This is a genomic window from Oceanivirga miroungae (assembly GCF_902505095.1).
GTDB classification, from domain to species: Bacteria; Fusobacteriota; Fusobacteriia; order Fusobacteriales; family Leptotrichiaceae; genus Oceanivirga; species Oceanivirga miroungae.
In genome coordinates, this window is sequence record NZ_CABWIB010000001.1 from 887,199 (window position 1) to 909,978 (window position 22,780).

At 26.9% G+C, this 22,780-nt stretch carries 20 protein-coding genes; 2 read left to right on the forward strand and 18 right to left on the reverse strand.

From position 1 onward, the window contains the following. Nucleotides 1-65: 65 nt before the first annotated feature. From OMES3154_RS04360 to OMES3154_RS04405, 10 genes are all read right to left on the reverse strand, one after another. Nucleotides 66-500 (reverse strand): nucleoside 2-deoxyribosyltransferase, encoded by a 435-nt coding sequence (locus OMES3154_RS04360; protein WP_156683572.1) that lies wholly within the window; start codon nucleotides 498-500, stop codon nucleotides 66-68. A gap of 5 nt (nucleotides 501-505) precedes the next feature. After that, nucleotides 506-1,711: a phosphoglycerate kinase gene (locus OMES3154_RS04365; RefSeq protein ID WP_156683573.1), complete on the reverse strand. Its 1,206-nt coding sequence runs from the start codon at nucleotides 1,709-1,711 to the stop codon at nucleotides 506-508. Nucleotides 1,712-1,779: 68 nt separating this feature from the next. Beyond that, a complete protein-coding gene (gene gap, locus OMES3154_RS04370) occupies nucleotides 1,780-2,787 on the reverse strand; it encodes a type I glyceraldehyde-3-phosphate dehydrogenase (RefSeq protein ID WP_156683574.1) in 1,008 nt (335 codons plus the stop codon). 213 nt (nucleotides 2,788-3,000) lie between these two features. Beyond that, the gene (gene ruvX / locus OMES3154_RS04375) at nucleotides 3,001-3,423 is read right to left on the reverse strand and encodes a Holliday junction resolvase RuvX (protein ID WP_156683575.1); all 423 of its coding nucleotides are present in this window, start codon (nucleotides 3,421-3,423) and stop codon (nucleotides 3,001-3,003) included. Beyond that, the gene (gene alaS, locus OMES3154_RS04380; RefSeq protein ID WP_156683962.1) at nucleotides 3,423-6,008 is read right to left on the reverse strand and encodes an alanine--tRNA ligase; all 2,586 of its coding nucleotides are present in this window, start codon (nucleotides 6,006-6,008) and stop codon (nucleotides 3,423-3,425) included. Before alaS ends, ruvX begins: the two co-directional genes overlap by 1 nt. Before the next feature lie 25 nt (nucleotides 6,009-6,033). Then, nucleotides 6,034-8,616 carry a DNA mismatch repair protein MutS gene (gene mutS / locus OMES3154_RS04385; RefSeq protein ID WP_156683576.1) on the reverse strand — a complete coding sequence of 861 codons (2,583 nt, stop codon included), beginning with the start codon at nucleotides 8,614-8,616 and terminating at the stop codon, nucleotides 6,034-6,036. Then, nucleotides 8,616-8,786 carry a hypothetical protein gene (locus OMES3154_RS04390; RefSeq protein WP_156683577.1) on the reverse strand — a complete coding sequence of 57 codons (171 nt, stop codon included), beginning with the start codon at nucleotides 8,784-8,786 and terminating at the stop codon, nucleotides 8,616-8,618. The genes mutS and OMES3154_RS04390 overlap by 1 nt, the downstream gene beginning before the upstream one ends. Next, on the reverse strand, nucleotides 8,770-9,474 hold the full coding sequence (locus OMES3154_RS04395) for a 5'-methylthioadenosine/adenosylhomocysteine nucleosidase (protein WP_156683578.1): 705 nt from the start codon (nucleotides 9,472-9,474) through the stop codon (nucleotides 8,770-8,772). Before OMES3154_RS04395 ends, OMES3154_RS04390 begins: the two co-directional genes overlap by 17 nt. Continuing rightward, nucleotides 9,471-11,936, reverse strand: a complete 2,466-nt coding sequence (locus OMES3154_RS04400; protein ID WP_156683579.1) for an AMP-binding protein — start codon at nucleotides 11,934-11,936, stop codon at nucleotides 9,471-9,473. Before OMES3154_RS04400 ends, OMES3154_RS04395 begins: the two co-directional genes overlap by 4 nt. Nucleotide 11,937: 1 nt before the next feature. Then, nucleotides 11,938-14,394 carry an AMP-binding protein gene (locus OMES3154_RS04405; protein ID WP_156683580.1) on the reverse strand — a complete coding sequence of 819 codons (2,457 nt, stop codon included), beginning with the start codon at nucleotides 14,392-14,394 and terminating at the stop codon, nucleotides 11,938-11,940. A 258-nt stretch (nucleotides 14,395-14,652) separates the two neighbouring features. Here OMES3154_RS04405 and OMES3154_RS04410 point away from each other — a divergent pair, with 258 nt between their 5' ends. Beyond that, on the forward strand, nucleotides 14,653-15,345 hold the full coding sequence (locus OMES3154_RS04410) for a DUF3800 domain-containing protein (RefSeq protein WP_156683581.1): 693 nt from the start codon (nucleotides 14,653-14,655) through the stop codon (nucleotides 15,343-15,345). 177 nt (nucleotides 15,346-15,522) lie between these two features. Then, entirely contained in the window at nucleotides 15,523-16,431 is a 909-nt protein-coding gene (locus OMES3154_RS04415; RefSeq protein ID WP_156683582.1) for a cation transporter, read from the forward strand. 10 nt (nucleotides 16,432-16,441) lie between these two features. Here OMES3154_RS04415 and OMES3154_RS04420 read toward each other — a convergent pair whose 3' ends face one another. The 8 genes from OMES3154_RS04420 to OMES3154_RS04455 are packed head-to-tail and all read right to left on the reverse strand — an operon-like array spanning nucleotide 16,442 to nucleotide 22,778. Continuing rightward, nucleotides 16,442-16,837 (reverse strand): arsenate reductase ArsC, encoded by a 396-nt coding sequence (locus tag OMES3154_RS04420; RefSeq protein ID WP_156683583.1) that lies wholly within the window; start codon nucleotides 16,835-16,837, stop codon nucleotides 16,442-16,444. Further along, a complete protein-coding gene (locus OMES3154_RS04425) occupies nucleotides 16,834-17,289 on the reverse strand; it encodes an 8-oxo-dGTP diphosphatase (protein WP_156683584.1) in 456 nt (151 codons plus the stop codon). Before OMES3154_RS04425 ends, OMES3154_RS04420 begins: the two co-directional genes overlap by 4 nt. 1 nt (nucleotide 17,290) lies before the next feature. Continuing rightward, on the reverse strand, nucleotides 17,291-17,626 hold the full coding sequence (locus OMES3154_RS04430) for a hypothetical protein (RefSeq protein ID WP_156683585.1): 336 nt from the start codon (nucleotides 17,624-17,626) through the stop codon (nucleotides 17,291-17,293). Beyond that, nucleotides 17,602-18,831 (reverse strand): DUF1576 domain-containing protein, encoded by a 1,230-nt coding sequence (locus OMES3154_RS04435; RefSeq protein ID WP_156683586.1) that lies wholly within the window; start codon nucleotides 18,829-18,831, stop codon nucleotides 17,602-17,604. Before OMES3154_RS04435 ends, OMES3154_RS04430 begins: the two co-directional genes overlap by 25 nt. Before the next feature lie 42 nt (nucleotides 18,832-18,873). After that, nucleotides 18,874-19,812 (reverse strand): peptide-methionine (R)-S-oxide reductase MsrB, encoded by a 939-nt coding sequence (gene msrB, locus OMES3154_RS04440; protein ID WP_156683587.1) that lies wholly within the window; start codon nucleotides 19,810-19,812, stop codon nucleotides 18,874-18,876. A 9-nt stretch (nucleotides 19,813-19,821) separates the two neighbouring features. After that, complete coding sequence (locus OMES3154_RS04445) at nucleotides 19,822-21,156, reverse strand: C1 family peptidase (RefSeq protein WP_156683588.1); 1,335 nt, start codon at nucleotides 21,154-21,156, stop codon at nucleotides 19,822-19,824. A gap of 13 nt (nucleotides 21,157-21,169) precedes the next feature. Then, nucleotides 21,170-21,949: an ABC transporter permease gene (locus tag OMES3154_RS04450; RefSeq protein ID WP_156683589.1), complete on the reverse strand. Its 780-nt coding sequence runs from the start codon at nucleotides 21,947-21,949 to the stop codon at nucleotides 21,170-21,172. Continuing rightward, nucleotides 21,933-22,778 (reverse strand): ABC transporter permease, encoded by an 846-nt coding sequence (locus OMES3154_RS04455; RefSeq protein WP_156683590.1) that lies wholly within the window; start codon nucleotides 22,776-22,778, stop codon nucleotides 21,933-21,935. Before OMES3154_RS04455 ends, OMES3154_RS04450 begins: the two co-directional genes overlap by 17 nt. Nucleotides 22,779-22,780: the final 2 nt, after the last annotated feature.

The following is a 22,780-nucleotide window of genomic DNA, read 5'->3' on the forward strand; positions in this document are numbered from 1 at the left end:
TAATGTATAATATATTTTAACTTGAAAAAAACAATAGTCAACAAAAAAGGGCCAAAAAGCCCTTTTTAATATTTTTTTAATTCTTTTATAACTTCGTCAAATGAATAAACTAATACTCCGTGTTTTAGTATAGCTCCTAATACAAAGTGATTCATTGAATAGCTTGGTATTTCATATTTATTTGCACTTTTTAGCCTAATATCAGAATTTACTGCTATTATTTTTTTACCATATGCAATAGCCAATCCTAGCTCAACCATAACTCCAGCATCTTCATTAGTTACATCAAATATACATACATCTGAATTAAATACTGCATTTTTATCGTTTGTATATATTGTTTCTGGTGTAGGTAGAGTTTGCTTATCTTCATTAAAAGGTTGTTCTATTGGGTTAAATAATTCTATATCAGAAAATGCTTCTCTTAATAATTTACCTTCTTTTAGTCTTCTTTCAACTTCTGCTTCGTTAAATAAAGCTCCTGCTAAATATACTTTCATATATCCTACTTTATATCAGCTATTGCTTCAACACCTGGTAATTTCTTACCACCTAAATATTCAAGTGATGCTCCTCCACCAGTTGAGATGTGAGAGAATTTTTCAGCATATCCTAATTGTATAGCAGCTGCAGCTGAATCTCCTCCACCTATTATTGTGATAGCATCTTTAAGATTTGCTATAGCTTCACATACACCTATTGTACCTTTTGCAAAGTTAGACATTTCAAATACTCCCATAGGTCCGTTCCATACAACAGTTTTTGCCCCTTCTAATTCTTTTGCAAATAGTTCTACTGTAGCAGCTCCTACGTCTAATCCCATGTCATCTTCTTTAATTTCGCTTATTGAAACTGTTTCAAATTTAGCATCATTATTAAATTCTTTAGCTACAACTGTATCTATAGGTAATACTAATTTAACTCCTTTAGCTTTAGCTTTTTCTATTATTTCTTTAGCTATTTCTAATCTATCTTCTTCTAGTAAAGATTTACCTATGTTATATCCCATAGCTTTTAGGAATGTAAACATCATACCTCCACCAATTAAGATTTTATCAGCTTTTTCTATTAATTGTTCAATTATTTGTATTTTATCTGAAACTTTTGCACCACCTAAAATAGCAACATACGGTCTATTTGGATTTTCAACAGCTTGTCCTATGAATTTAACTTCTTTTTCTACTAAGAATCCTAGAGCTGTATTTTCACCTAAGTTACTTGCAATACCAACATTTGAAGCGTGAGCTCTATGAGCTGTACCAAATGCATCATTTACATACATATCTCCAAGACTTGCCCAGTATTTACCTAATTCAGGATCATTTTTAGATTCTTTTTTACCATCTAAATCTTCAAATCTTGTGTTTTCGAACATTAGAATTTCTCCATCTTTTAATTCAGATATAGCTTTTTCTAATTCTTCTCCTCTTGTTGATGGTACAAATTTAACTTCTTTACCTAATACTTCTGATAATCTAACAGATACTGGTAATAAAGTTTTTGAAGCTTTATCTTCTTCAGCTTTAACTTTTCCTAAGTGTGAAAAAGCTATAACTTTTGCTCCATTACTTAATAAGTATTCTAATGTTTCTTTTGCTGCTTTTATTCTATTATCGTCAGTAATTACACCATTTTTAATTGGTACATTAAAGTCAACTCTTACTAAAACTTTTTTACCTTTAACATTTAAATCTTTAACTGTTTTTTTCATTTTTCCTCCATTAAGAAGGCTTCTAGTAAACTAGAAGCCTATATTTTCATTATTTACTTGTTTTAAATTTATTTAGAAATTTCAACAAAGTGGTGTAATGTTCTTATTAATTGTGCAGTATATGACATTTCATTATCATACCATGCTACAGTTTTAACTAATTTTTTATCTCCAGCTTTAACTATCTTAGTTTGAGTAGCATCGAATAATGAACCAAATTGAATTCCAATTACATCTGTAGATACGATTGGATCTTCATTGTATCCATAAGATTCGTTAGCTGCTTCTTTCATAGCTGCATTTATTTCTTCTACTGTAACATCTTTTTTAAGTATAGTTACTAATTCAGTTAATGAACCTGTACCTACTGGAACTCTTTGAGCTGCTCCGTCTAATTTTCCTGCTAATTCAGGTATAACTAAACCAATTGCTTTAGCTGCTCCTGTTGTATTAGGAACTATATTTAAAGCTGCTGCTCTTGCTCTTCTTAAATCTCCTTTTCTGTGTGGACCATCTAATGTATTTTGGTCACCAGTGTAAGCGTGGATAGTAGTCATTATTCCACCTTCGATTCCAAATTTATCTTCTAAAACTTTAGCCATAGGTGCTAAACAGTTAGTTGTACAAGAAGCTCCTGATAAGATTGTTTCAGTTCCATCTAATATATCATGGTTAACATTATATACTACTGTTTTCATATCTCCTGTACCTGGTGCAGATATAACAACTTTTTTAGCTCCTGCTTGTATGTGAGCTTCAGCTTTTTCTTTTTTAGTGAAGAATCCTGTACATTCTAATACAACGTCTACACCTAATTCTCCCCATGGTAATTCAGCTGGGTTAGCGTTTGCAAATGATTTAATTTCTTTACCGTTTACAACGAAAGCACCTTCTTTAACTTCTACTGTACCATCAAATCTTCCTTGAGTTGAATCGTATTTAAATAAATGTGCTAACATTTTTGCGTCTGTTAAGTCATTTACTGCTACTACATCGAATTTAGGATCATTTATCATTAATCTTAATGCTAGACGACCAATTCTCCCAAATCCATTTATTGCTACTTTTACTGACATAATAATTACCTCCTATAATTTTTATAATTTTCATCTGTCAAACTCATTATAGCATTTTTAAAAAAAAAATCAAAGCACTTTTTTGTGAAAGTTTTAACAATAGGATATTTTTAAATAAATAAAGGGATAAAATATATATTTAATAATATTTTTTTTCTAGAATGCTTTTAATAAAAAACACTTAAATTTAATTAAGTGCTCCTATATATTTATTTAATTTTTAGTGAGACTATTTAAAAAAGTTTGTAATATAATAGTTGCAGCTATCATATCTACAACCTGTCTTTTTTCCTTAGCATTTTTTTTAGAAAAATTTCTTAAATAATACTCTGCTTCTTTTGTTGTATATCTTTCATCTACGTAAAATATTTCTATTCTACTGTCCATTTTTTTTAATTCTTCTGAAAATTTTTCAACTTTTTCAACTTGAATTTCGCTATTTCCATTTAATCTTAATGGTTTTCCCATAACTATCTTGTAAGTCATCTCTTCTTTGCAAATTTCAAGTATTTTTTTTATTGGATCTTCTTTTTCACGATTTATTGTAACAAGTCCTGTAGCTAATATACCTAAGGGGTCGCACTTAGCTACCCCTATTCTAACATCACCTAAATCTATTCCTATATATTTTTTCATTATTTTGCCTTTATAAATTCTATAGTTTCTGATAAAGAAGAAGCTAATTTAGCTTGGTCTTTTCCACCAGCTCTTGCAAAATCTGGTCTTCCTCCACCGTTTCCACCAGTTTTTGTTGCTATAAATTTAACAATTTCCCCAGCTTTATATTTCTTAGTTAAATTTTCACTAACTGTTGAAACAAACACTATATTTTCTTTATTTTTAGCCGCAAATAATATTACAACATTATCTAACTTTAATTTAGCTTTATCTGCTATTGTTTTTAAATCTTCGCTATCAACTTTTAATTCTTTAACAAGTATTTTAACACCGTTTACTTCTTCATACCCTTTTAATGTTTCGTTTAATTCAAGATCTATTAATTTTTCTTTTAATCTTAATATTTCATTATCTTTTTCTTTTAATTCTTCTTTATTTTTATTTATTTGTTCTAATAAATTACTTTGATCAACTTTAAAAATTTGAGACATATCATACAGATAATCCATATTTTCTCTAGATTGCTCATATGCAGACATAGCTGTTATAGCATTTATTCTTCTAACCCCAGAAGCTTTTGATTCTTCTGACGTTATATAAAATGAACCAACAAGTCCTGTATGAGAACAGTGTGTTCCTCCACACAATTCAGCTGAGTAATCAACTATATCAACTACTCTTACAATTTCTTTATATTTTTCACCAAATAAAGCAATAACCCCCATTTTGTCAGCTTCTTCTTGTGTTGTATATGTAACTTCCACTCTATTGTTATTTTGAATAATTTCATTTACTCTTTTTTCTATTTTTAAAATTTCTTCTTTAGTTAATGCTTTGTTATATGTAAAGTCAAATCTTAATCCTTTATCAAATACTAATGATCCTGCTTGATTTACATAATCTCCTAACACTTCTTTTATTGCCTTATGTAGTATATGTGTTGCTGTATGGTTTCTCATAGTTCCTGCTCTAAATACCTTATCTACTTCTAAATTAACTATGTCCCCAACTTGTGGCACACTACCTTCTAATATATCAATATAGTGCATGAATATATCAGATTTTTTAGCCATTTCTATAACTGAAGCCTTAAATTTATCGTTATAAATAATACCTTTGTCACTTACTTGACCACCTTGAGCTGAGTAAAATGGAGTTTTATCTAATATTAATTGAATACCATTCTCTGTTTTTTCAACACTTAAAACTGTTGCAGTATCAACTAATGTTTCATAACCTGTAAATTTAGTTTCTCCATGCTTTTTATAAAAGTCATCTATAAATTCATCCTTAATCATGTCACTTAAAACTACTCTAGCATTTTTAGATCTATTAACTTGTTCTTGTAATTTTTCGTTAAATTCTTCTTCACTTACTTTTTTACCATGCATATCGCTTACTAATTTTGTAAGTTCAAATGGGAATCCATATGTATCATACAACTTAAATGTAACATCTGAAGATAATTTATCTGTTTTTTCAATCTTTATTTGTTCTAATAATAGTTCAGTTCCTGATTTTAAAGTTTTAGCAAATTTTTCTTCTTCTTCTTTTAAAACTTCTTTTACCATTTCTTTTTTATCTACTAACTCTGGGTAAGCTTGTTTCATTGTATCTACTACTACATCAACTAATTTATGTAAAAATAAGTCTCCATTATTGAATACTTTTTCATTTTGAGTAGCACCTGTACCATAAGCACGACGAATTAGTTTTTTTAATATATATCCACGACCTTCATTACTAGGCATTACACCATCAGATATTAAAAACACAGAAGCTCTTATGTGATCTGCTATTATCTTAGAAGCTGTTGTATTTTCTTTTATATCTAATAAATTTTTTATTTCTTTTGTAATATTAGTAAATATATCTGTTTCAAAATTATTTTCTTTATTTTGTATAACACTTGCAATACGTTCAAGACCTGCACCTGTATCTATATTTTTTTCAGGTAGTGGTACTAAACTTCCATCTTCTAATCTATTCCATTCAGTAAATACTAGATTCCATATTTCTAAATATCTATTACCTTCTTCACCAAATTTTAGATTTAATTCTTCGTTATTAGGCCCCATATTTCTTGTATCAAAATATATTTCACTACAAGGTCCACAAGATCCAATAGGTCCTGCTGCCCACCAGTTATCATCATCACCTAATTTAGCCATGTGAGATGGGTCTATTCCTACTTCTTTAACCCATATATCATATGCTTCATCATCAGTATAGTGAACTGATATGTATAGTCTTTCTTTATCTAATTTTAATACTTCTGTAATGTATTCCCAAGACCATTTTATAGATTCTCTTTTAAAGTAATCCCCAAATGAAAAGTTACCTAACATTTCAAAGAAAGTGTGGTGTCTAGGTGTTACTCCTACATTTTCTAAATCGTTTGTTCTTATACATTTTTGATATGTAGTTATTCTTTTATATGGAGCTTTTTTTTCGCCTAAAAAGAACGCTTTAAATGGAACCATCCCAGCAACTGTTAATAAAAGTGTTTTGTCTTCTGGTATTAAAGATGCACTTTCAAAATGTTTATGATTTTTTTGTTCAAAAAATTCAATAAAACTTTTTCTAATTTCATCACCTGTCATGTACTTGCTCATAATCTCTCCTTTTTTAAATTTCTATTTTATCACTAATTTCTTTTAGATTTTGTAATATATTTAATGCCTTTAGTGGTGTTAGGTTATTTATATCTATATCATCAATCTCATCTTTTAATACAGTTAAATTTTTAACTTTATCCTCTAAATTTTCTTCATCTTCTAAATAGTTTTTACTATCAAATAAAGATAATTGCCCTATATTTTCTGTTTTTTGTATTAGTATATGTCTTTTTTCTAATTTTTCAAGAAGCTTTTTTGATTCTCTTAGTATTTCATTAGGAAGACCTGCTAATTTTGCTACATAATTCCCATATGATTTATCTGCGCTTCCTCTTGAAATTTTTCTTAAAAAAATTACTCTTTGATTTTTTTCTTCAACTTCTATTCTATAGTTTATTATTCTAGGATATCTATCTTCTAACTCATTTAATTCGTGATAATGTGTTGCAAAAATTGTTTTTGCCATTATTTTATCATGTATATATGTAGATATTGAAGATGCTAGAGATAAGCCATCATATGTTGAAGTCCCACGTCCCACTTCATCTAATATTATTAAACTATTTTTTGTAGCATTATTTAATATATTAGAAACCTCTGACATTTCTACCATAAAAGTCGACTGACCTGTTATTATATCATCACTAGCTCCTATTCTTGTTAAGAACTTATCTATTATTGAAATATTTGCTGACTTACAAGGTACATACATTCCTATTTGAGCCATTATACATATTAAGGCAATTTGTTTCATATATGTAGACTTACCTGCCATATTAGGACCTGTTAGTATTATAAAGTTTTTATCATTATTTAAAATTACATCATTTTCAATAAAAGCATCGCTTATTATTTTTTCAACAACAGGGTGTCTTGAATTTATTAATTTTAAATCACCATTATCATTAAATGTTGGTTTTACATAAGAGTTATCAATACTTACAGTAGCATAAGATGCTATTACATCTATATACGCTATAATATTTGATAATTCTATTAAATTATCTTTAAATCCTTTTATATATTCATTTAAATCTTGCAAGATTTGATATTCTAGTTCATTTAATCTAGCTTTAGCATTTACTATTTTATCCTCATATATTTTTAATTCTTCTGTTATATATCTTTCTGCATTTGCTAGTGTTTGTTTTCTAATATATGTATCAGGTACATCTTTAATATTAGACTTACTGATTTCAATAAAATATCCAAATATCTTATTATACTTTATTTTTAAATTTTTTATACCTGTTTTTTCTTTTTCTCTTAATTCTATATCAATTAAAAATTTATTTCCGCTATGTAGTATTTGATTTAATTCCAATGTATCGCTAGAGTAATCTTTTCTTATCATATTTGCTTCTCTAACAGAAAAAGGAGGACTATCTACTATAGTTTCATCTATTTTTTTTATTATATCATGTATATAGTCTAAATTAATATCTAAAAACTTATTTTCCCATAATTTTTTTATGTTTAAGTATTTTTTTAATGTTTTTGATATTGCAACTAAATCTTTTGCGTTACTAGAACCAAAAACTATCTTACTCAAAATTCTTTCTAAGTCATATATTTCTACTAATTCCTGCCTTAAATCGTCTTTTAGTATCATATTATTGATTAAATACTCTACATCATTTTGTCTTGATATAATTTCATTTTTATCTAGTAATGGATAATTTAAAAACTCTTTTATAAGTCTACTTCCCATAGATGATTTACATTTATCTATAATATATAAAAGTGAACCATAAGTAGTTTTATCCCTACCATTTTGAAAAATCTCTAGGTTTTTTGCACTTGTTAGATTTATATCAGCAAACTTTTCACTTTTCATAAGTGTTATTTTAGGAATTTCCAATTTTACTGCTATTTGATGCTCTAGTACATAATCTAAAACTAAACTACAAACATCTACTAAGAAGCTATCTTTTATACCAAAACTATCTAAACTAAGTATATCAAAGTACTCACATAAAAATTTTTCTCCATTTTTTACTTTATCTCTTATTGAAACTAAAATATTTTGTGTATTTAAATAGTCTTCTAATTTATTGTAGTTTGACTTTGTTAAAACTAGCTCCTTTATATCTAGTCTATATATTAAAGAATCCAGATTTGCTATATTTGAATATAGCGCTTTAAATGTATTTGTTGTTATATCTATATATGCTATATACGCTTTATCTTGGTCTATACTAATTGACGCAATATAGTTATTCTTTTTTGCATCTAAGTTATCCACATCAATTACAGTACCACGACTTATTACTTTTATAACTTCTCTTTTAACTATACCTTTAGCTAAACTTGGATCTTCTACTTGCTCACATATAGCTACTTTATATCCAGCATCTACTAATTTATTTATATATGAATTAGCGCTATGATACGGAATTCCAGCCATTGGTATTTCTACGTTTTTTTCTCTATTTCTAGAAGTTAGAGTTAAGCCTAAAATTTTTGACGCTATTTTTGCGTCATCAAAAAACATTTCATAAAAATCACCAAGTCTAAAAAAAAGTATCTCTTCTTTATATTGATTTTTTATCTCTCTATACTGCTTTAATAGTGGTGTTTCTTTATCAGCCATTATTTCTCCTCATTGTTATTATAGAAATCTTTTTCCCTAATATTAAAAGAATCAATTACACTTTGAGTTTTTATATTAGATTTATACCTATAGTATTCATATTTACTATATGTATGATACATTAAGAAAAAAACTATTACTACAATTAATATCTTATAAATTTTTTCCATTTTCAATAAACTTTCCTAATAATTTTAAAAGAAAGTCTTTAGAATTTCTACTAGCTAAATATACTAATTCATTGAATTCTATACCTGAATTGTCACCTAGTGAGTCTGATATAGATCTAATTATTAAATATGGTATATTAAGTTCTATGCAACTATGAGCAACTGCTGCTGACTCCATATCAACAGCAACCGCTTGAAATTCGTTATATATTCTTTCTTTTTCATTTTTACTATCAACAAATACATCGGCTGATGCAATTTTTCCATAATGTTTTTTTACATCTATTTCAATATCTTTTGTTAATTCTAACATAGAGTAGTCTGCTTCTAAATCTCTTTTAGAAGTACCTGCTATTTGACCTAATACATAATTTCCTGCAGCTCTTACATCAAATGTATATTCTACAAATGAGTTAGCTATAACTATGTCTAATGCTTTTATACTGTCTACATTACTTCCAGCTACTCCACTGAATATTATTTTCTCTACATTAAATATTGTTTTTAAAAGTGTTGTTGTTATACTTGCTCTTACCATACCTACACCTGATTTTACGACAACTACATCAAGTCCTTTGTAATTAGCTAAGTAAAATGTTCTACCGGCATAATTTTTTACTGTAACATCACTCATTTCAGATAAAATAACTGAAATTTCTTCTTCCATTGCCCCCATTATACCTATCATTTATTCATATCCTCCTTGTATTTTTCAAATATATTATAGCACTCATCTACAATTTGTTCATAAGATTTATCCTTAGGACTAACCTCATCTAAAACATCAACTGTTATCTTTTTAGGCTTCGGAAAATAACTAAATCTATCATATGCCTCATAAGCTCCATTTATACCAATACATCTAACATCTACATCTAGTTCTTTTGATAAAATAGCAAAAACTTTTTTAAATTCTTGTAAATTTCCATCCATAGTTCTACTTCCTTCTGGGAATACAAACACATTTTTACCTGATTTTAAAACTCCTGCTAACTTTTCTATACTTTCTTTTATATTTTTTTCAATATCAACTGTAATTACATTTGAATTATTTGCAACAAATTTCATAAATGGTGATTTAAAATATTTTAATATTGCTAAAAAGAAAGTATTTTTTCTCATTTTAAATGGTATTGCATAACTTAAAAGTGGCGCATCTACAAAACTTTCATGGTTTGCTATAAATATTGTTGGTTTATCTTTTATTTTTTCTTTTCCTCTAACTTCAAATCTAAAGTAAAGCTTTGCTAATACCCACATAAATGGTCTTGTAATATACGGTAAAAACCCAACTTTTAAATTTAATTCTTTTGAATTTTTTACTATTTCATCTAATTTATTTAATGATTCTGTAAATCCGCTAGAATTAGTAGATATAAGTTCCGATAATAATAAAAGATTGTAGTGAGTTATAAATATGTCGTTTGCTAATTTAATATTAAAACTATTTTCTATATATGTTCTAAACTCAACTAAATCTAGCGAGTCCATAGCTAACTCTACTTCTAAGCTAAATTCTGGATGAATATAGTCAATTTTTTTTAAATCCATTATATATTCTTTTAATTTAGCGTAGGCTATATTATTGGGTTCTTTCACTTCTTCTTTTTTAGTTTCTACTGCACCTTCAAAGATTTTAGGCAGCATAAATCTTCTTAATTTACCAACACGAGTTTTAGGAAGTTCTTCTTCAACTATTTTATAGTTTAGTATTTTTTCATAATTATGTACATTTTTATTATATAACTGTATAACGTTTTTTACGTATGTTGATATATTTCCTATTTTTTTAGATCTTATATATTCAAAATTTGGAACTACTATAGCAGCTAATTTATCATTGCTTCCAAATATACCAACTTCTTTTAATAAATCACTATCTTCTTTTATTAATTTATTTTCTAATTTTTCTGGATCTATATTTTTACCATTACTTAGTACAATCATAGCATTTTTTCTACCTATTATTGTCACATAACCTTCTTCATCTATACTTACTAAATCTCCAGTCTTAAAATATCCATCTTCTGTCATTACTTCTTTTGTCTTTTCAGGATTATTATAGTAACCAAGCATTACCATAGGTCCTTTTACTAGAAGTTCTCCATCAACCACCTTTATACTAACACTTTCTACTGGTTTTCCTATCGTTCCTATTTTATAGTGTTTTGGAACTGACCCCATAAATACTGGACTTGTTTCACTTAAACCATAACCTTCGCAGTATGTAAATCCTAGCACATTGAAAAATTCTATCATTTCAGGATCTGATTTAGCTCCACCTGCTATTATCGTACGAAGACTTCCTCCAAATGTTTTATGAACTTTTTTAAATATTAGTTTTGAAAACTTTTTGTTATTTACTTTTTTGGCAAGTTTATACATTAATTTCGCTATACGACTAGCATTTATCTTATCATTTATTGATTTATAGAATAATTTGTATAGCCTTGGTACACTTGATAATATTGTTATATTATTTTCATCTAAACATTTTAATATTTCAGTTGAACTTAATTTTTTACAAAGCACCACTGAATTTTGATTTTCATAATAGAAAAAGTATAGTACTGTACTCATTAGTGGTAATATATGGTGAAATGGTAATATTGCTAATATTTGTTCATCATCATATGTAACATCAAAGTATTTTATAGCCTCAATTTCTTTTATTATATTATTGTGGCTTAACATAACACCTTTTGGACTTCCTGTTGTTCCACTTGTATATATCATAACAGCTAAGTCATCACCAGAATGTGTATTTAATTCTGTTTCGTCATCTTTTTCTAAAATCTCTATTTCATCTAGGTTATATATATTTATATCTTTTATACCTTCAACTGATTTCATTGTTTGATTAGTTACAATTACTGTGTGTGAATTTGCATTAGATAAAAAGTATTCAATTTCTTCTTTTGTACTCAGTGCATCTATACATACAGGAACTGCATATCTATCCCATATAGCGAAAAAACTATATATCCATTCTATTCTATTTTCTGCTATTATTAAAACATTTTCTTTTTTGTTAATATCTTTATATATTTCTCTTGATAAATATTTTATCTTACTACACATCGTATCATAGTCAACTTTTTTTCCGTCCATATCAACTATAGCTAGTCTTTTAGATTTTTTTAGAAACATCTTACTCCCCTTTGTATTTTTCAAATACTTTTTTACACTCAGATACAATTTCTGATACAGTTTTATCCTTTGTAGTTATTTCATCTAGCACTTCTACTACAATTTTTTTTGGACGTGGAAATTTATCAAATCTACTATATGCTTCATAAGCTCCACTTATACCAATACATCTTATATCTACATTTAATTCCTTTGCAAGTACTGCAAATAACGGCTTAAACTCATCTAACTTCCCATCTTTTGTTCTTCCTCCCTCAGGGAAAATAAAGACATTTTCATTGTTTTTTATAAGGCCAGAAACTTCTTCTATACTATTTTTTATATCTTTTTCAATATCTATTGTAACTACATTTAAACTTTTTGATACTAATTTCATAATTCCAGAACTAAAATATTTTTTAAGTCCTAAAAAATTTGTCTTATATCTTATACCTAGTGGTATAGCCAAACTCATTAAAGGAGCATCAATAAAACTTTCGTGATTTGCAATAAATATTGTAACTTTATCCTTTATTTTATCTTTTCCTTTTATACTTACTCTAAAGTAAATTAAAGAGATTAGATGTACTAATATCGATGTAATAAATATTAATATCTTTGAGTGTTTTACTTCTTTAACTTTAGCCTCTTTTATTAAATCTTCAATCTTTTTATTATTTACCTTATTAAAAGCTTTTTCCTTTTTACTTACGTATTCACTTAAAAGCATTAGATTATTATTTTCTATAAATATATCATCTTCTAATGTAATAGAAAAAGTTTCTTCTAAAAAGTTTTTAAATTCTACTAAATCAAGAGAATCCATACCAAGCTCAACTTCAAAACTATAATTTGGATTTACATTTTCTAATCCTTTACTATTTTTAATATACTCTTTTAAAAGCTTATATTCTTTTAATTCTGGTTCTTTTATTATTTCTGTTTTATTTTCAGCATTGTTAAATAAATCTTTAAATGTAAATCTTTTTAACTTCCCTACACGTGTTTTAGGTAATTCATTTTCTACTATTCTATAATCTAGTATTTTTTCATAATTATGTGCACTTGCATTATATATTTGGATAATATCTTTTATATGCGTTTTAATATTCCCTATCTTATTTTCAACTATATATTTTCTATTAGGGACTATTATTGCATTTAATTTATCATTTTGCGCAAAAATTCCAATTTCTAATATAAGGTTATTAGAATCTTCTAATATTTTATCTTCTAATTTTAGAGGATTTACATTTTTACCATTTGATAAAACTATCATTTCATTTAGACGTCCTAATATTGTAATAAATCCATCCTCATCCACAATAGCTCTATCTCCTGTTTTAAAATATCCATCTTCTGTCATTACTTCTTTTGTTTTTTCAATGTTATTATGATACCCCAACATAACAACAGGGCTTTTTACTTGTAATTCTTCATTTAAAACTCTAATAGTAGCCCCTGTCATAGCCTTTCCTATTGTGCCTGCTTTATAGTTTGTTCTTCCACTACCAGCTACTACCGGACTTGTTTCACTAAGCCCATAACCTTCGCAGTATAAAAAACCAAGTGTGTTGAAAAATTCTATCATTTCAATATCTGCTTTTCCTCCACCAGATACCATGGTTCTAAGCTTTCCTCCAAATTTATCGTGTACTTTTTTAAATATAAACCTACTAAATTTAATATTATTTACTCTCTTAGCTAATTTATACATTGTTCTTGTTATAAAAGATGACATTATTTTATCTTTTATAGGCTTATAAAAAAGTTTATAAACTCTTGGAACTGCTGATAATCCTGTTATTCTATTTTCATTTAAACATCTAAATATTTCGCTGCTTGTTAATTTTTCAAGCAAGACCACTGAATACATTTGTTCATGGTGATAAAAATATAGCCCTGTTGAAACTAGTGGGAAAATATGATGAAAAGGTAATATTGCCAAGGTTTGTTCATCATCAAAAGTAAATCCTAAACTTTTTATTCCCCTTACTTCATTTTCTAAATTATTAAAACTTAACATTACTCCCTTAGGTTTCCCTGTAGTTCCACATGTATATAGCATTAGTGCTAAATCATCATTTTCTGGATGATTTGGATTTCTATCGTTATTTATCACGCCAATTTTAATTTCGTCTAAGTTATATTTCACTATATTCTTATCTTCAACTAAATTCTTTGTTTTATTTGTGACAATGACAACACTAGCACCTGATTCAGTTAAAAAATAATCTATTTCTTCTTTTGTGCTTAGCGCATCAACTGGTACTGGTGTTGCATATCTATCCCATATAGCAAAAAAACTATATATCCACTCTAATCTATTTTCAGCTATTATTAAAACTTTATCTTCCTTATTTATTTTTTCATAAATTTTTTCACTTAAATACTTGATACTGTCAACCATTTCGTTGTATGTGATATGTTTACCATCAAAATCAACTATGGCTAATTTATCTGATTTTTTTAAAAACATCTTCCCTCCAAAAATATTTCTTTTTCAAGAAATTATACCATTTTTAAAGCTAATTTTGCAAATAAATTGTTGACAATGTGTAGTTTTAGTGGTAATATTTAAGTACAGCAAGGAATTAACTTGACTGTCTAATTTTCGTGGTCACCGAATGTAAATTTAAGCGACTTGTAAAGTCGTCGTCCGTGAAGACTAAATGTAGTATAAAACTTTACCCGTGTACCTAATAAGTTACGGGTTTTAATTTTGAAAGGAAAAAAAATGAATCTATATATATATTCTGATGAGTCTGGAGTTTTTGACAAGAAAACAAATGATTTTTTTGTTTTTGCTGGTATACTATTTACATCAAGAGATGATAGAAATAAGTTAAAAAGTAAATACTTAACTCTTGAAAAAAGTATTAAATATGACAAAGAAATATCACCTAAGGAAGAATTAAAAGCTTCTAATTTAGCAAATAAGACAAAAAAAAGACTTTATTCTTATCTAAAAGATGTTATAAAGTTTTCAGTTATAATTGACCTTAGAAAGCTTTATGATTATAAAGGTAAGGATAATAAGCAAAGATATTTAGATTATGCCTTCAAAATTGGACTTAAAAGAACTTTAAAAAAATTAGAGAAAAATAATATACTGAAGCTAAATGAAATTGAAAGAATATTTATAGAATGTGATGAACACACAATAGCTACCAGTGGAATTTATGATTTACGTGATACTATTTATAATGAATTTAAGTATGGTGTTGTAAACTTTAATCATAATGCTCAATATGGTGCTATTATTCCTGATTTAGTAGATGTTGAAGTAAAATATTTAGATTCTAAAAATAACGCACTTATTCGTTGCGCTGATATTGTATCAAACTTTGTTTATACTTCTTATAGAGACTTTAATATAGCTAGAATAGAAAAATTAAATAATGAGGTATATATTGAACTGTTACCTTAAAAATAAGGCTATATGCCTTTTTTTATTGACTTTGTTATTTAAAAATGTTATTGTTTACTAAGTTTTATGTACTAGAGAATTAATAACTATGGCATTAAATTTCATTTATTTTACTTTTAATTGTAGCGTTTTTTTGGTTTATACCTAATAAAAAAATTAAAGGATTGGAGGATAATTTTGAATAATAAATCAGAGAAAAAAGCCTTATTATTTGGGGTTTTGATAAATATAATAATGGGGATTGCAGGTATTTATATGTATTTCATAACAGATATAGATGCTTTATTTCTAGATGGTAGCTTTAGTTTAATTTCAGCAATTGGTTGTATTTTTGCAATTATAATCACTAAATACTCTAATGTTAAAACTAAAAGATTCCCATACGGTTTAAACTTTTTAGAGCCACTATATGCTAGTATAAAAGGAATTTTTATTTTATCTTTAATAATAGCTGCAGGTATTTCAGCTATTACTAAGTTATATAATTTCTTTTTCTTAGATAAGGGTCAAATTCTAGAAATGGGAGAAGTATTAAATTACTCTTTATTAATGACCGTTTTATGTTTTTTACTAAGTTATATATTTTATTACTATAACAAAAAAATTGGCAGAAAAAGTATAATATTAACTACGGAGTCAAAAGCATCTTTTGTAGATGGAGTTATTTCATTAGGACTTGGAGTAGCAATTTTATTAATATCATTTTTACCAAAGCAAGGTAACACTTTATTTGTATATTATATAGGGGATTCTTTAATAACTATAATTTTAATTGCTTTTACTACTAAAGAACCTTTAGATGCATTTAAAGAAAGTTTTACTGAACTAATGTATGGAACAATTAAAAAGGGTAAAATAAAAAATGATATAGAAAGTATAATATCTAAAAAAGATGACGCTTTTTATACCGTTAATATATCTTCTATAACTATTCATAAAGTTGGTAAGAAAATAGATGTTAATATATTTATAGATATATCTAATAAAAATGTTAAACTCGTTGAGATATATGAATTTAAAACTAAGCTTTTTGCAGAGCTAAATAAGAAATATAGAAATATAGGATTAAATATTGTATTAGACTAAAGGGTGAGAATTATCTCACCCTTTTTATTAAATCTAGTACTTTGACTTCTATTGTATTAATTATTTTAATAAATTCATCATCAGATTTACCACTAGGATCATCTAATCCCCAATCAAACTTTTCTACCTTATATGAAAAACTAGGGCAAACTACATTACAACCCATAGTAATTACATAATCAACTTTTGGTATATCTTCTATTAATTTTGGCTTTTGAGAAACTTGCATATCAATATCATGAATTTTTTTCATAAGTCTTACAGCATCTTCGTTAATTTTATCTTTTAACATAGTCCCTGCAGAATAAACTTCTAATATATCTTTTCCATATTTTTTAGCTAAAGCTTCTGCTATTTGACTTCTACATGAATTATGCACACATAAAAATACTACTTTTTTCTTCATTTATTTTGTACCTTCCAATTATTTTCTGAAAACCAATGATAATTTTCTGAAAGATTATCATTTTCAAATACTTCAAACATTTCTAAAAAACCATCTGCTAGCTTATATTCTTTTAAACTACTTTTTTCAATCCAAAAAACTTCACCCTCACAAGAAGATTTTAACTCACCTTCATACTTATCTGTCTTATATAAAAAAACAATATAACGGTAATTTCCCATTTTATGCGTAAATTGTTTTAAACCACAAAGTTTTACATCTGTTATGGTAAGTCCTGTTTCTTCTTTTACTTCTCTAATTACTGAATCAACAAAAGATTCCTTAAACTCAACATGCCCTCCTGGAAATGTAATACCATTCCAATCAGATTTTTTTCTATCTAATACTAATATACGATTTTCATCATATATCATACACATATTTGTTAAAATACAAACTTCTTCTCTTGCCATATTACTTATCAACTCTAATATTAAACTCTAATATATTATCTTCATATGAAATTTTTGTATCATCTGCTAACATAAAAAGAAGTTCTAATTCTGCTTCTTCTGAATTTTCTCCTACCAATTCCCAGAAAAAGTCATATTCTAAATCTCTATGTATCTTATAATTTGAAAATATCTCTTCTAATTCATATTCACTAATATATACATCTGATTTTGCTTGTAAATAATAATGCTCACTATCCTCTTTAATATTAAGCGAAATATCTTTTCCATCTCTTTCAAGAAAATACTGAACTACCTCATCTCCCATTTTAACTATCTTTTTCTTAACCTCTTCCAATTTTTTATTCCTCCTCTTATTCCTAGTATTATTGGTAGATATACAGAAACTACTATACCTGCAGCTAATCCTGAATTATATAAATTTATTCCTCCATGTACCGTTCCTACACTTGTTACTGTTGCATAGAATAATATACCTGCTATTATTCCATTTATTACGCCAAATTTACCTGCTATAGGTGCTAATGTTGTTGATAAAAATACTGTTAGTAAAAATATTGTTATTGATATATCATGACTAAAAATATACTTTGATGCTATTACACCTATTAGTATCGGGTATACATTTTTTAAATGTTTACCAAATCCACCAAAGGCGACTAGGGCAAATAGTCCTGTTAGAACTGGTCCGTTTAATCTTTGATAATATATGATAATTAAAAGACCTAAAACACCTAAAGTTCCCATATTAAATAATGAAATTTCAAGACCATCTTTTTGTATAAAATCACTTACTAATATTCCTGTATGCTTGTATAAATTTAATAATTTTTTTATGAAATTTTTTCTAGTTCTAATATATCCTAAAATCATTAAAAATATAAAATACATTAAAAGTAGTATAAACAATCTATAGTCAAATTTGTCATAATATCCATTATTAAGGTCAAATTCTATTCCTGATGCTTTTACTACAGAATACAAAACTATTCCTATCATACCACCTGCTAAGCCAGAGTTATACAAGCTATATCCACTATGAAAGTGAACAACGTGTTTTGTAACAAAGGGAAATATAAATGATATTATTATGGCTAATATAAAGCCAATATAGGGTATAGAACTTACAACTGGAGCTAATGATGTTGACATTAAAGCACCGACTACCACACTTCTATAACTTTTTTTTAAAAATTTTGCATGAAAATATGTACCTATATAAAAGGGGATAATATTTAAAAGAGTTTTCCCCATTAGTGCATAACCTAGCATTAAAAATATGGCAGTAATTATAAATCCATTAATTCTTAAGTCTAATTTGTATAGTAATAGGATATTAAGTAATGTAATTACTGAAGCATTTATTAAAGCAGCTGAAGTTCCTGCAATATAAAAGTAGTCTGTAGTTAATATATTATTAGATTTTGTTATTATAACTAAACCTCTATATATATTTTCTAAGTCATCATTTAAAAACGCATATATCAACATAGCTATTGGCAAAATAGATATGATAATATAGTTTTTTGTTATATTTCTCATTTTACTCCTTTACATATAAAGAAAATAGCTAGAGATAACTAGCTATTTATCAAATATTTCTTTTAAATATCCGTATCCTCTTTCTTCCATTTCATCATATGAAACAAATTCAAGTGATGCACTATTTATACAATATCTAAGTCCACCTTTATCAGATGGTCCATCATCAAATACATGACCTAAATGAGAATTTGCTACTCTACTTTCAACTTCTATTCTTCTCATATTATAACTTAAATCCTCTTTATACTTAACAACTTCAGTAGATATTGGCTTTGTAAAGCTAGGCCAACCACATGATGAGTTGAATTTATCAAGTGATGAAAACAAAGGTTCACCACTTGCTATATCTACATATATTCCTTTTTCAAACTTATCAAAGTATTCGTTATTAAATGCTGGTTCTGTTTCACCATTTTGGCTAACACTGTATTGAATATCACTTAGAGATTTTAGTTTTTTTTCATCATATTTAGAATATTTTTCTTTTTCTATTATTGGTTCATAGGCTAGATTTAAATCAATATGACAATATCCATTTGGATTTTTTTCAAGATAATCTTGATGATATTCTTCTGCAATTATAAAATTAGATAATTTTTCTAATTCTATTGCTACTTTATTATTCTCATATTCTTTTTGAAGTTCATCTAATGATTTTTTTATATCATTATAATCATTAATATCTGTATAATATATTCCAGTTCTATACTGTCTTCCTACATCTTCGCCTTGCTTATTTACAGATATTGGATCTATAACTCTATAATAGTAATCAAGTAATCTACTAAGGCTTACTTTACTCTTATCATATGTTATTTCAATAGTTTCTGCATGGTCTGTAATTTTTAACATTTTATAATTTGTTTCAGTAGTATTACCATTAGCATAGCCTGAAATTACTTTAGATACACCTTTTATTCTTGAAAAATACGCTTGCATTCCCCAAAAGCAACCACCTGCTAAATATATTTTATCCATAATATCACCTTATTTCATAAAAGCAAGTGATCCCATAGGATCCCAAGGTTTTAAAACTATTGGTTCTTTTTCTAATGATTTTTTCATTTCTTCAGTTAAATACTTTTTATTTATTACAACTTGATATGTGTATCTATCCATCCAAGCATCTGTCATTAAAAAGTATCCTTTTTTACCTGGTTCTTCTCCCCAGCTATTTTCTACTTTCCAACGATTAGCAACACCATCTACTAAATTAACACCAGATAATACCATAGCATGTGTCATTAAACTATCACAATAATCTAATGCTTCTTCTTTAGTCAAATCAAAGTTAATATTATAGCTATTATTAATATCAAAAATATCTAAATCCATAAGTCCTAAAACTCTATCTGAACTTTGACCTACATCACAACCAAACCATACTGTGTATCCATCTTGAAGTTGACTAATTGCTAGTTTTTTTAGTACATCCATAGGTACATTTAAGTATTTTACATCTCTTCCTGAAATTACATTACCTAAATATGAAACTGTAAACGTATTGTAATATGGTTTATCCTTTGTAGGTGCATTTATTATACTTACATAGTCATCTAAATCAATTCCTACATATTTATCATAAAATTCTTTCGGTGTAATATTTGCATCTCTTACAAACTTACCATCTTTATCTTCAAATTCAAAATCAAAACTTTTAGGAGGTTCTCCTAAACTTACTGCTAGGAATGAATAAATTTCATCTAGTATTAATTCTTTTTCTTTTACTAATTCTTCTAAACTTGCCTTATTTTCATTTAACTTTCTTAATTTAACTGCAGCTTGTCTTAATTTTTTGTTAAGTAAACTATTTAATTTTACAGAACTTGTACTATGGAATACATCTGGCATAACATATTTTGGAACGATCCCATATTTCTTTATAATCGATACTAACATATCCCATTGACCACCATCTTGTTGTGGAGTAGTTAATAGGAATCTAACTATTCTAGAGTCTATATCCTCATCTTTAGTTTTTATTATATTTTCTAAAAAATAGTTTGATTTTTCTAACTTATCCCAGAAAAATGTATATGTTTGAGATAATTCAAAATCCAATATATTAAAATCCTTATTTAATTTATGTCTAAAATTATTTAATGCTGCAAACATCCAACATCTACCTGATTGTTTTTGGTTTGAAACTTTTCCTGTTTTAATATCTAGTGAATATATATGTTGATCTAATGTAGATGCTTTTGTATTAAATGTTGCATTATTTATTCCATTTTTTTGTACAGAATTTTGTAGTGTTTTTAAATTTCTTGTTTCATAATTTTTACTATATTTTTCTATATTATCTAAACTGATTTCTCTCATTTTGTAATCCTTTCTACCCTAACATATATTTTTGTAATTTTCTACTGCTTAATGCAAGGACTAATGTTCCTATTATTAAAATAGTTGATAGGGCATTAATTGTTGGGCTTATTCCATATTTTAACATCGAGTATATTTGTATAGGTAAGGTATCAGAACCTGGCCCTGTAACAAAGCTTGTTATTACATAATCATCTAATGATAATGTTAATGACATTAAAAATGCAGAAATAATACCTGGTTTCATACTAGGTAAAATAACCTTTGTTAGACTTTGAAATTCTGTTGCTCCTAAATCTCTAGAGGCTTCAATTATTGAATAATCAAATTCGTCTAATCTAGACATTATTATGAATAGAGAAAAAGGAATATTAAAAGTTGTGTGTGCTATAAATATTGACATCATTCCAAGAGGTATCATTTTATTCATATTAAAGAATATTAAAAGTGAAACCCCTATTATTATATCTGGCAAAACTAAAGGGATATAGGCTAATAACTTAACATATCCTTTAATACGGTAGTTATACCACTTAATACCAATGGCTCCTAATGTTGCTATTATTACAGCTATAAATGATGATGTTAATGCAATAATTATACTTCTAAAAAATGTGGCCCATAATTTAGGTGAACTTAAAAATAGTTCCTTATACCATTTAAGTGAAAATGCTTTCCACATATATGCTTTTGATTCGTTAAATGATAGCACTATCAACATTATTATAGGTAGGTATAAAAATACTATTACTGAAAAAAACACTATTTTTGAAAATCTATTGTTTGTCTGCATTTTTACCCCCTATTATTAAAGTAAATATTGTTATAATTATAAATACTGTAGATATAGCTGCTGCACTTGGCCAATCACGAAGCACAAACATCTTATTAGCTATAATATTACCTAACATGATTCCATCAGTTCCACCTACTATATCGGGAACTGCGTATGATCCAATTGCTGGGATAAATGTTAAAATTATCGCTGTTATTATTCCACCTTTAATTCCTGGTACGAATACTTTTAAAAGTGCCTTATTTTTAGTTGCTCCCAAATCTCTTGCAGCATCTATTAAAGAAAAATCAAATTTTTCTATAGCTGAATACAAAGGGAGTATTGCGTACGGCATAAATATATACACACTAATTAGTATAACTGCAAATTTATTATATAACATAGGTATAGGGTTTTGTAAATTAAATACAGTCATAAAAAATCTATTTATAATACCATTATTTCCAATAAGACCAACAACTGCAAAAATTCTAACTAGAAAGTTTGTCCAAAATGGTATTACAATTAATAATAACCATAAATTCTTATGTTTTGATCTTGATATGTAGTAAGCTGTTGGTATCGAAATTATTACAACTATAAACGTTATTATAATAGACATCTCCAGTGTTTTATATGTTATGTACATTAGTTCTGGAGTTAGTAATTCACGATATGCATCTAATGAAAAACTTGTATATGATTTAATACCTCCATAAACTCCTTTTTTTAATATACTAAAGTATACTATTATTAAAGTGGGTATCATAAAAAATATTGTAAGCCATATTGTAATCGGTAAGTAATATAGTTGTTTTAAATTTTTTTCCTTATATTTATTTTTCATTT

Coding starts and splice junctions, on each gene's coding strand:
- gap (WP_156683574.1), bottom strand. CDS start 2,787: ATGTCAGTAAAAGTAGCAATAAATGGATTTGGGAGAATTGGTCGTCTA.
- OMES3154_RS04450 (WP_156683589.1), bottom strand. CDS start 21,949: ATGCAGACAAACAATAGATTTTCAAAAATAGTGTTTTTTTCAGTAATA.
- OMES3154_RS04400 (WP_156683579.1), bottom strand. CDS start 11,936: ATGTTTCTAAAAAAATCTAAAAGACTAGCTATAGTTGATATGGACGGA.
- OMES3154_RS04435 (WP_156683586.1), bottom strand. CDS start 18,831: ATGAGAAATATAACAAAAAACTATATTATCATATCTATTTTGCCAATA.
- OMES3154_RS04455 (WP_156683590.1), bottom strand. CDS start 22,778: ATGAAAAATAAATATAAGGAAAAAAATTTAAAACAACTATATTACTTA.
- OMES3154_RS04425 (WP_156683584.1), bottom strand. CDS start 17,289: ATGGCAAGAGAAGAAGTTTGTATTTTAACAAATATGTGTATGATATAT.
- OMES3154_RS04365 (WP_156683573.1), bottom strand. CDS start 1,711: ATGAAAAAAACAGTTAAAGATTTAAATGTTAAAGGTAAAAAAGTTTTA.
- OMES3154_RS04390 (WP_156683577.1), bottom strand. CDS start 8,786: ATGGAAAAAATTTATAAGATATTAATTGTAGTAATAGTTTTTTTCTTA.
- alaS (WP_156683962.1), bottom strand. CDS start 6,008: ATGACAGGTGATGAAATTAGAAAAAGTTTTATTGAATTTTTTGAACAA.
- msrB (WP_156683587.1), bottom strand. CDS start 19,812: ATGGATAAAATATATTTAGCAGGTGGTTGCTTTTGGGGAATGCAAGCG.
- mutS (WP_156683576.1), bottom strand. CDS start 8,616: ATGGCTGATAAAGAAACACCACTATTAAAGCAGTATAGAGAGATAAAA.
- OMES3154_RS04395 (WP_156683578.1), bottom strand. CDS start 9,474: ATGATAGGTATAATGGGGGCAATGGAAGAAGAAATTTCAGTTATTTTA.
- OMES3154_RS04360 (WP_156683572.1), bottom strand. CDS start 500: ATGAAAGTATATTTAGCAGGAGCTTTATTTAACGAAGCAGAAGTTGAA.
- OMES3154_RS04445 (WP_156683588.1), bottom strand. CDS start 21,156: ATGAGAGAAATCAGTTTAGATAATATAGAAAAATATAGTAAAAATTAT.
- ruvX (WP_156683575.1), bottom strand. CDS start 3,423: ATGAAAAAATATATAGGAATAGATTTAGGTGATGTTAGAATAGGGGTA.
- OMES3154_RS04420 (WP_156683583.1), bottom strand. CDS start 16,837: ATGAAGAAAAAAGTAGTATTTTTATGTGTGCATAATTCATGTAGAAGT.
- OMES3154_RS04405 (WP_156683580.1), bottom strand. CDS start 14,394: ATGTTTTTAAAAAAATCAGATAAATTAGCCATAGTTGATTTTGATGGT.
- OMES3154_RS04410 (WP_156683581.1), top strand. CDS start 14,653: ATGAATCTATATATATATTCTGATGAGTCTGGAGTTTTTGACAAGAAA.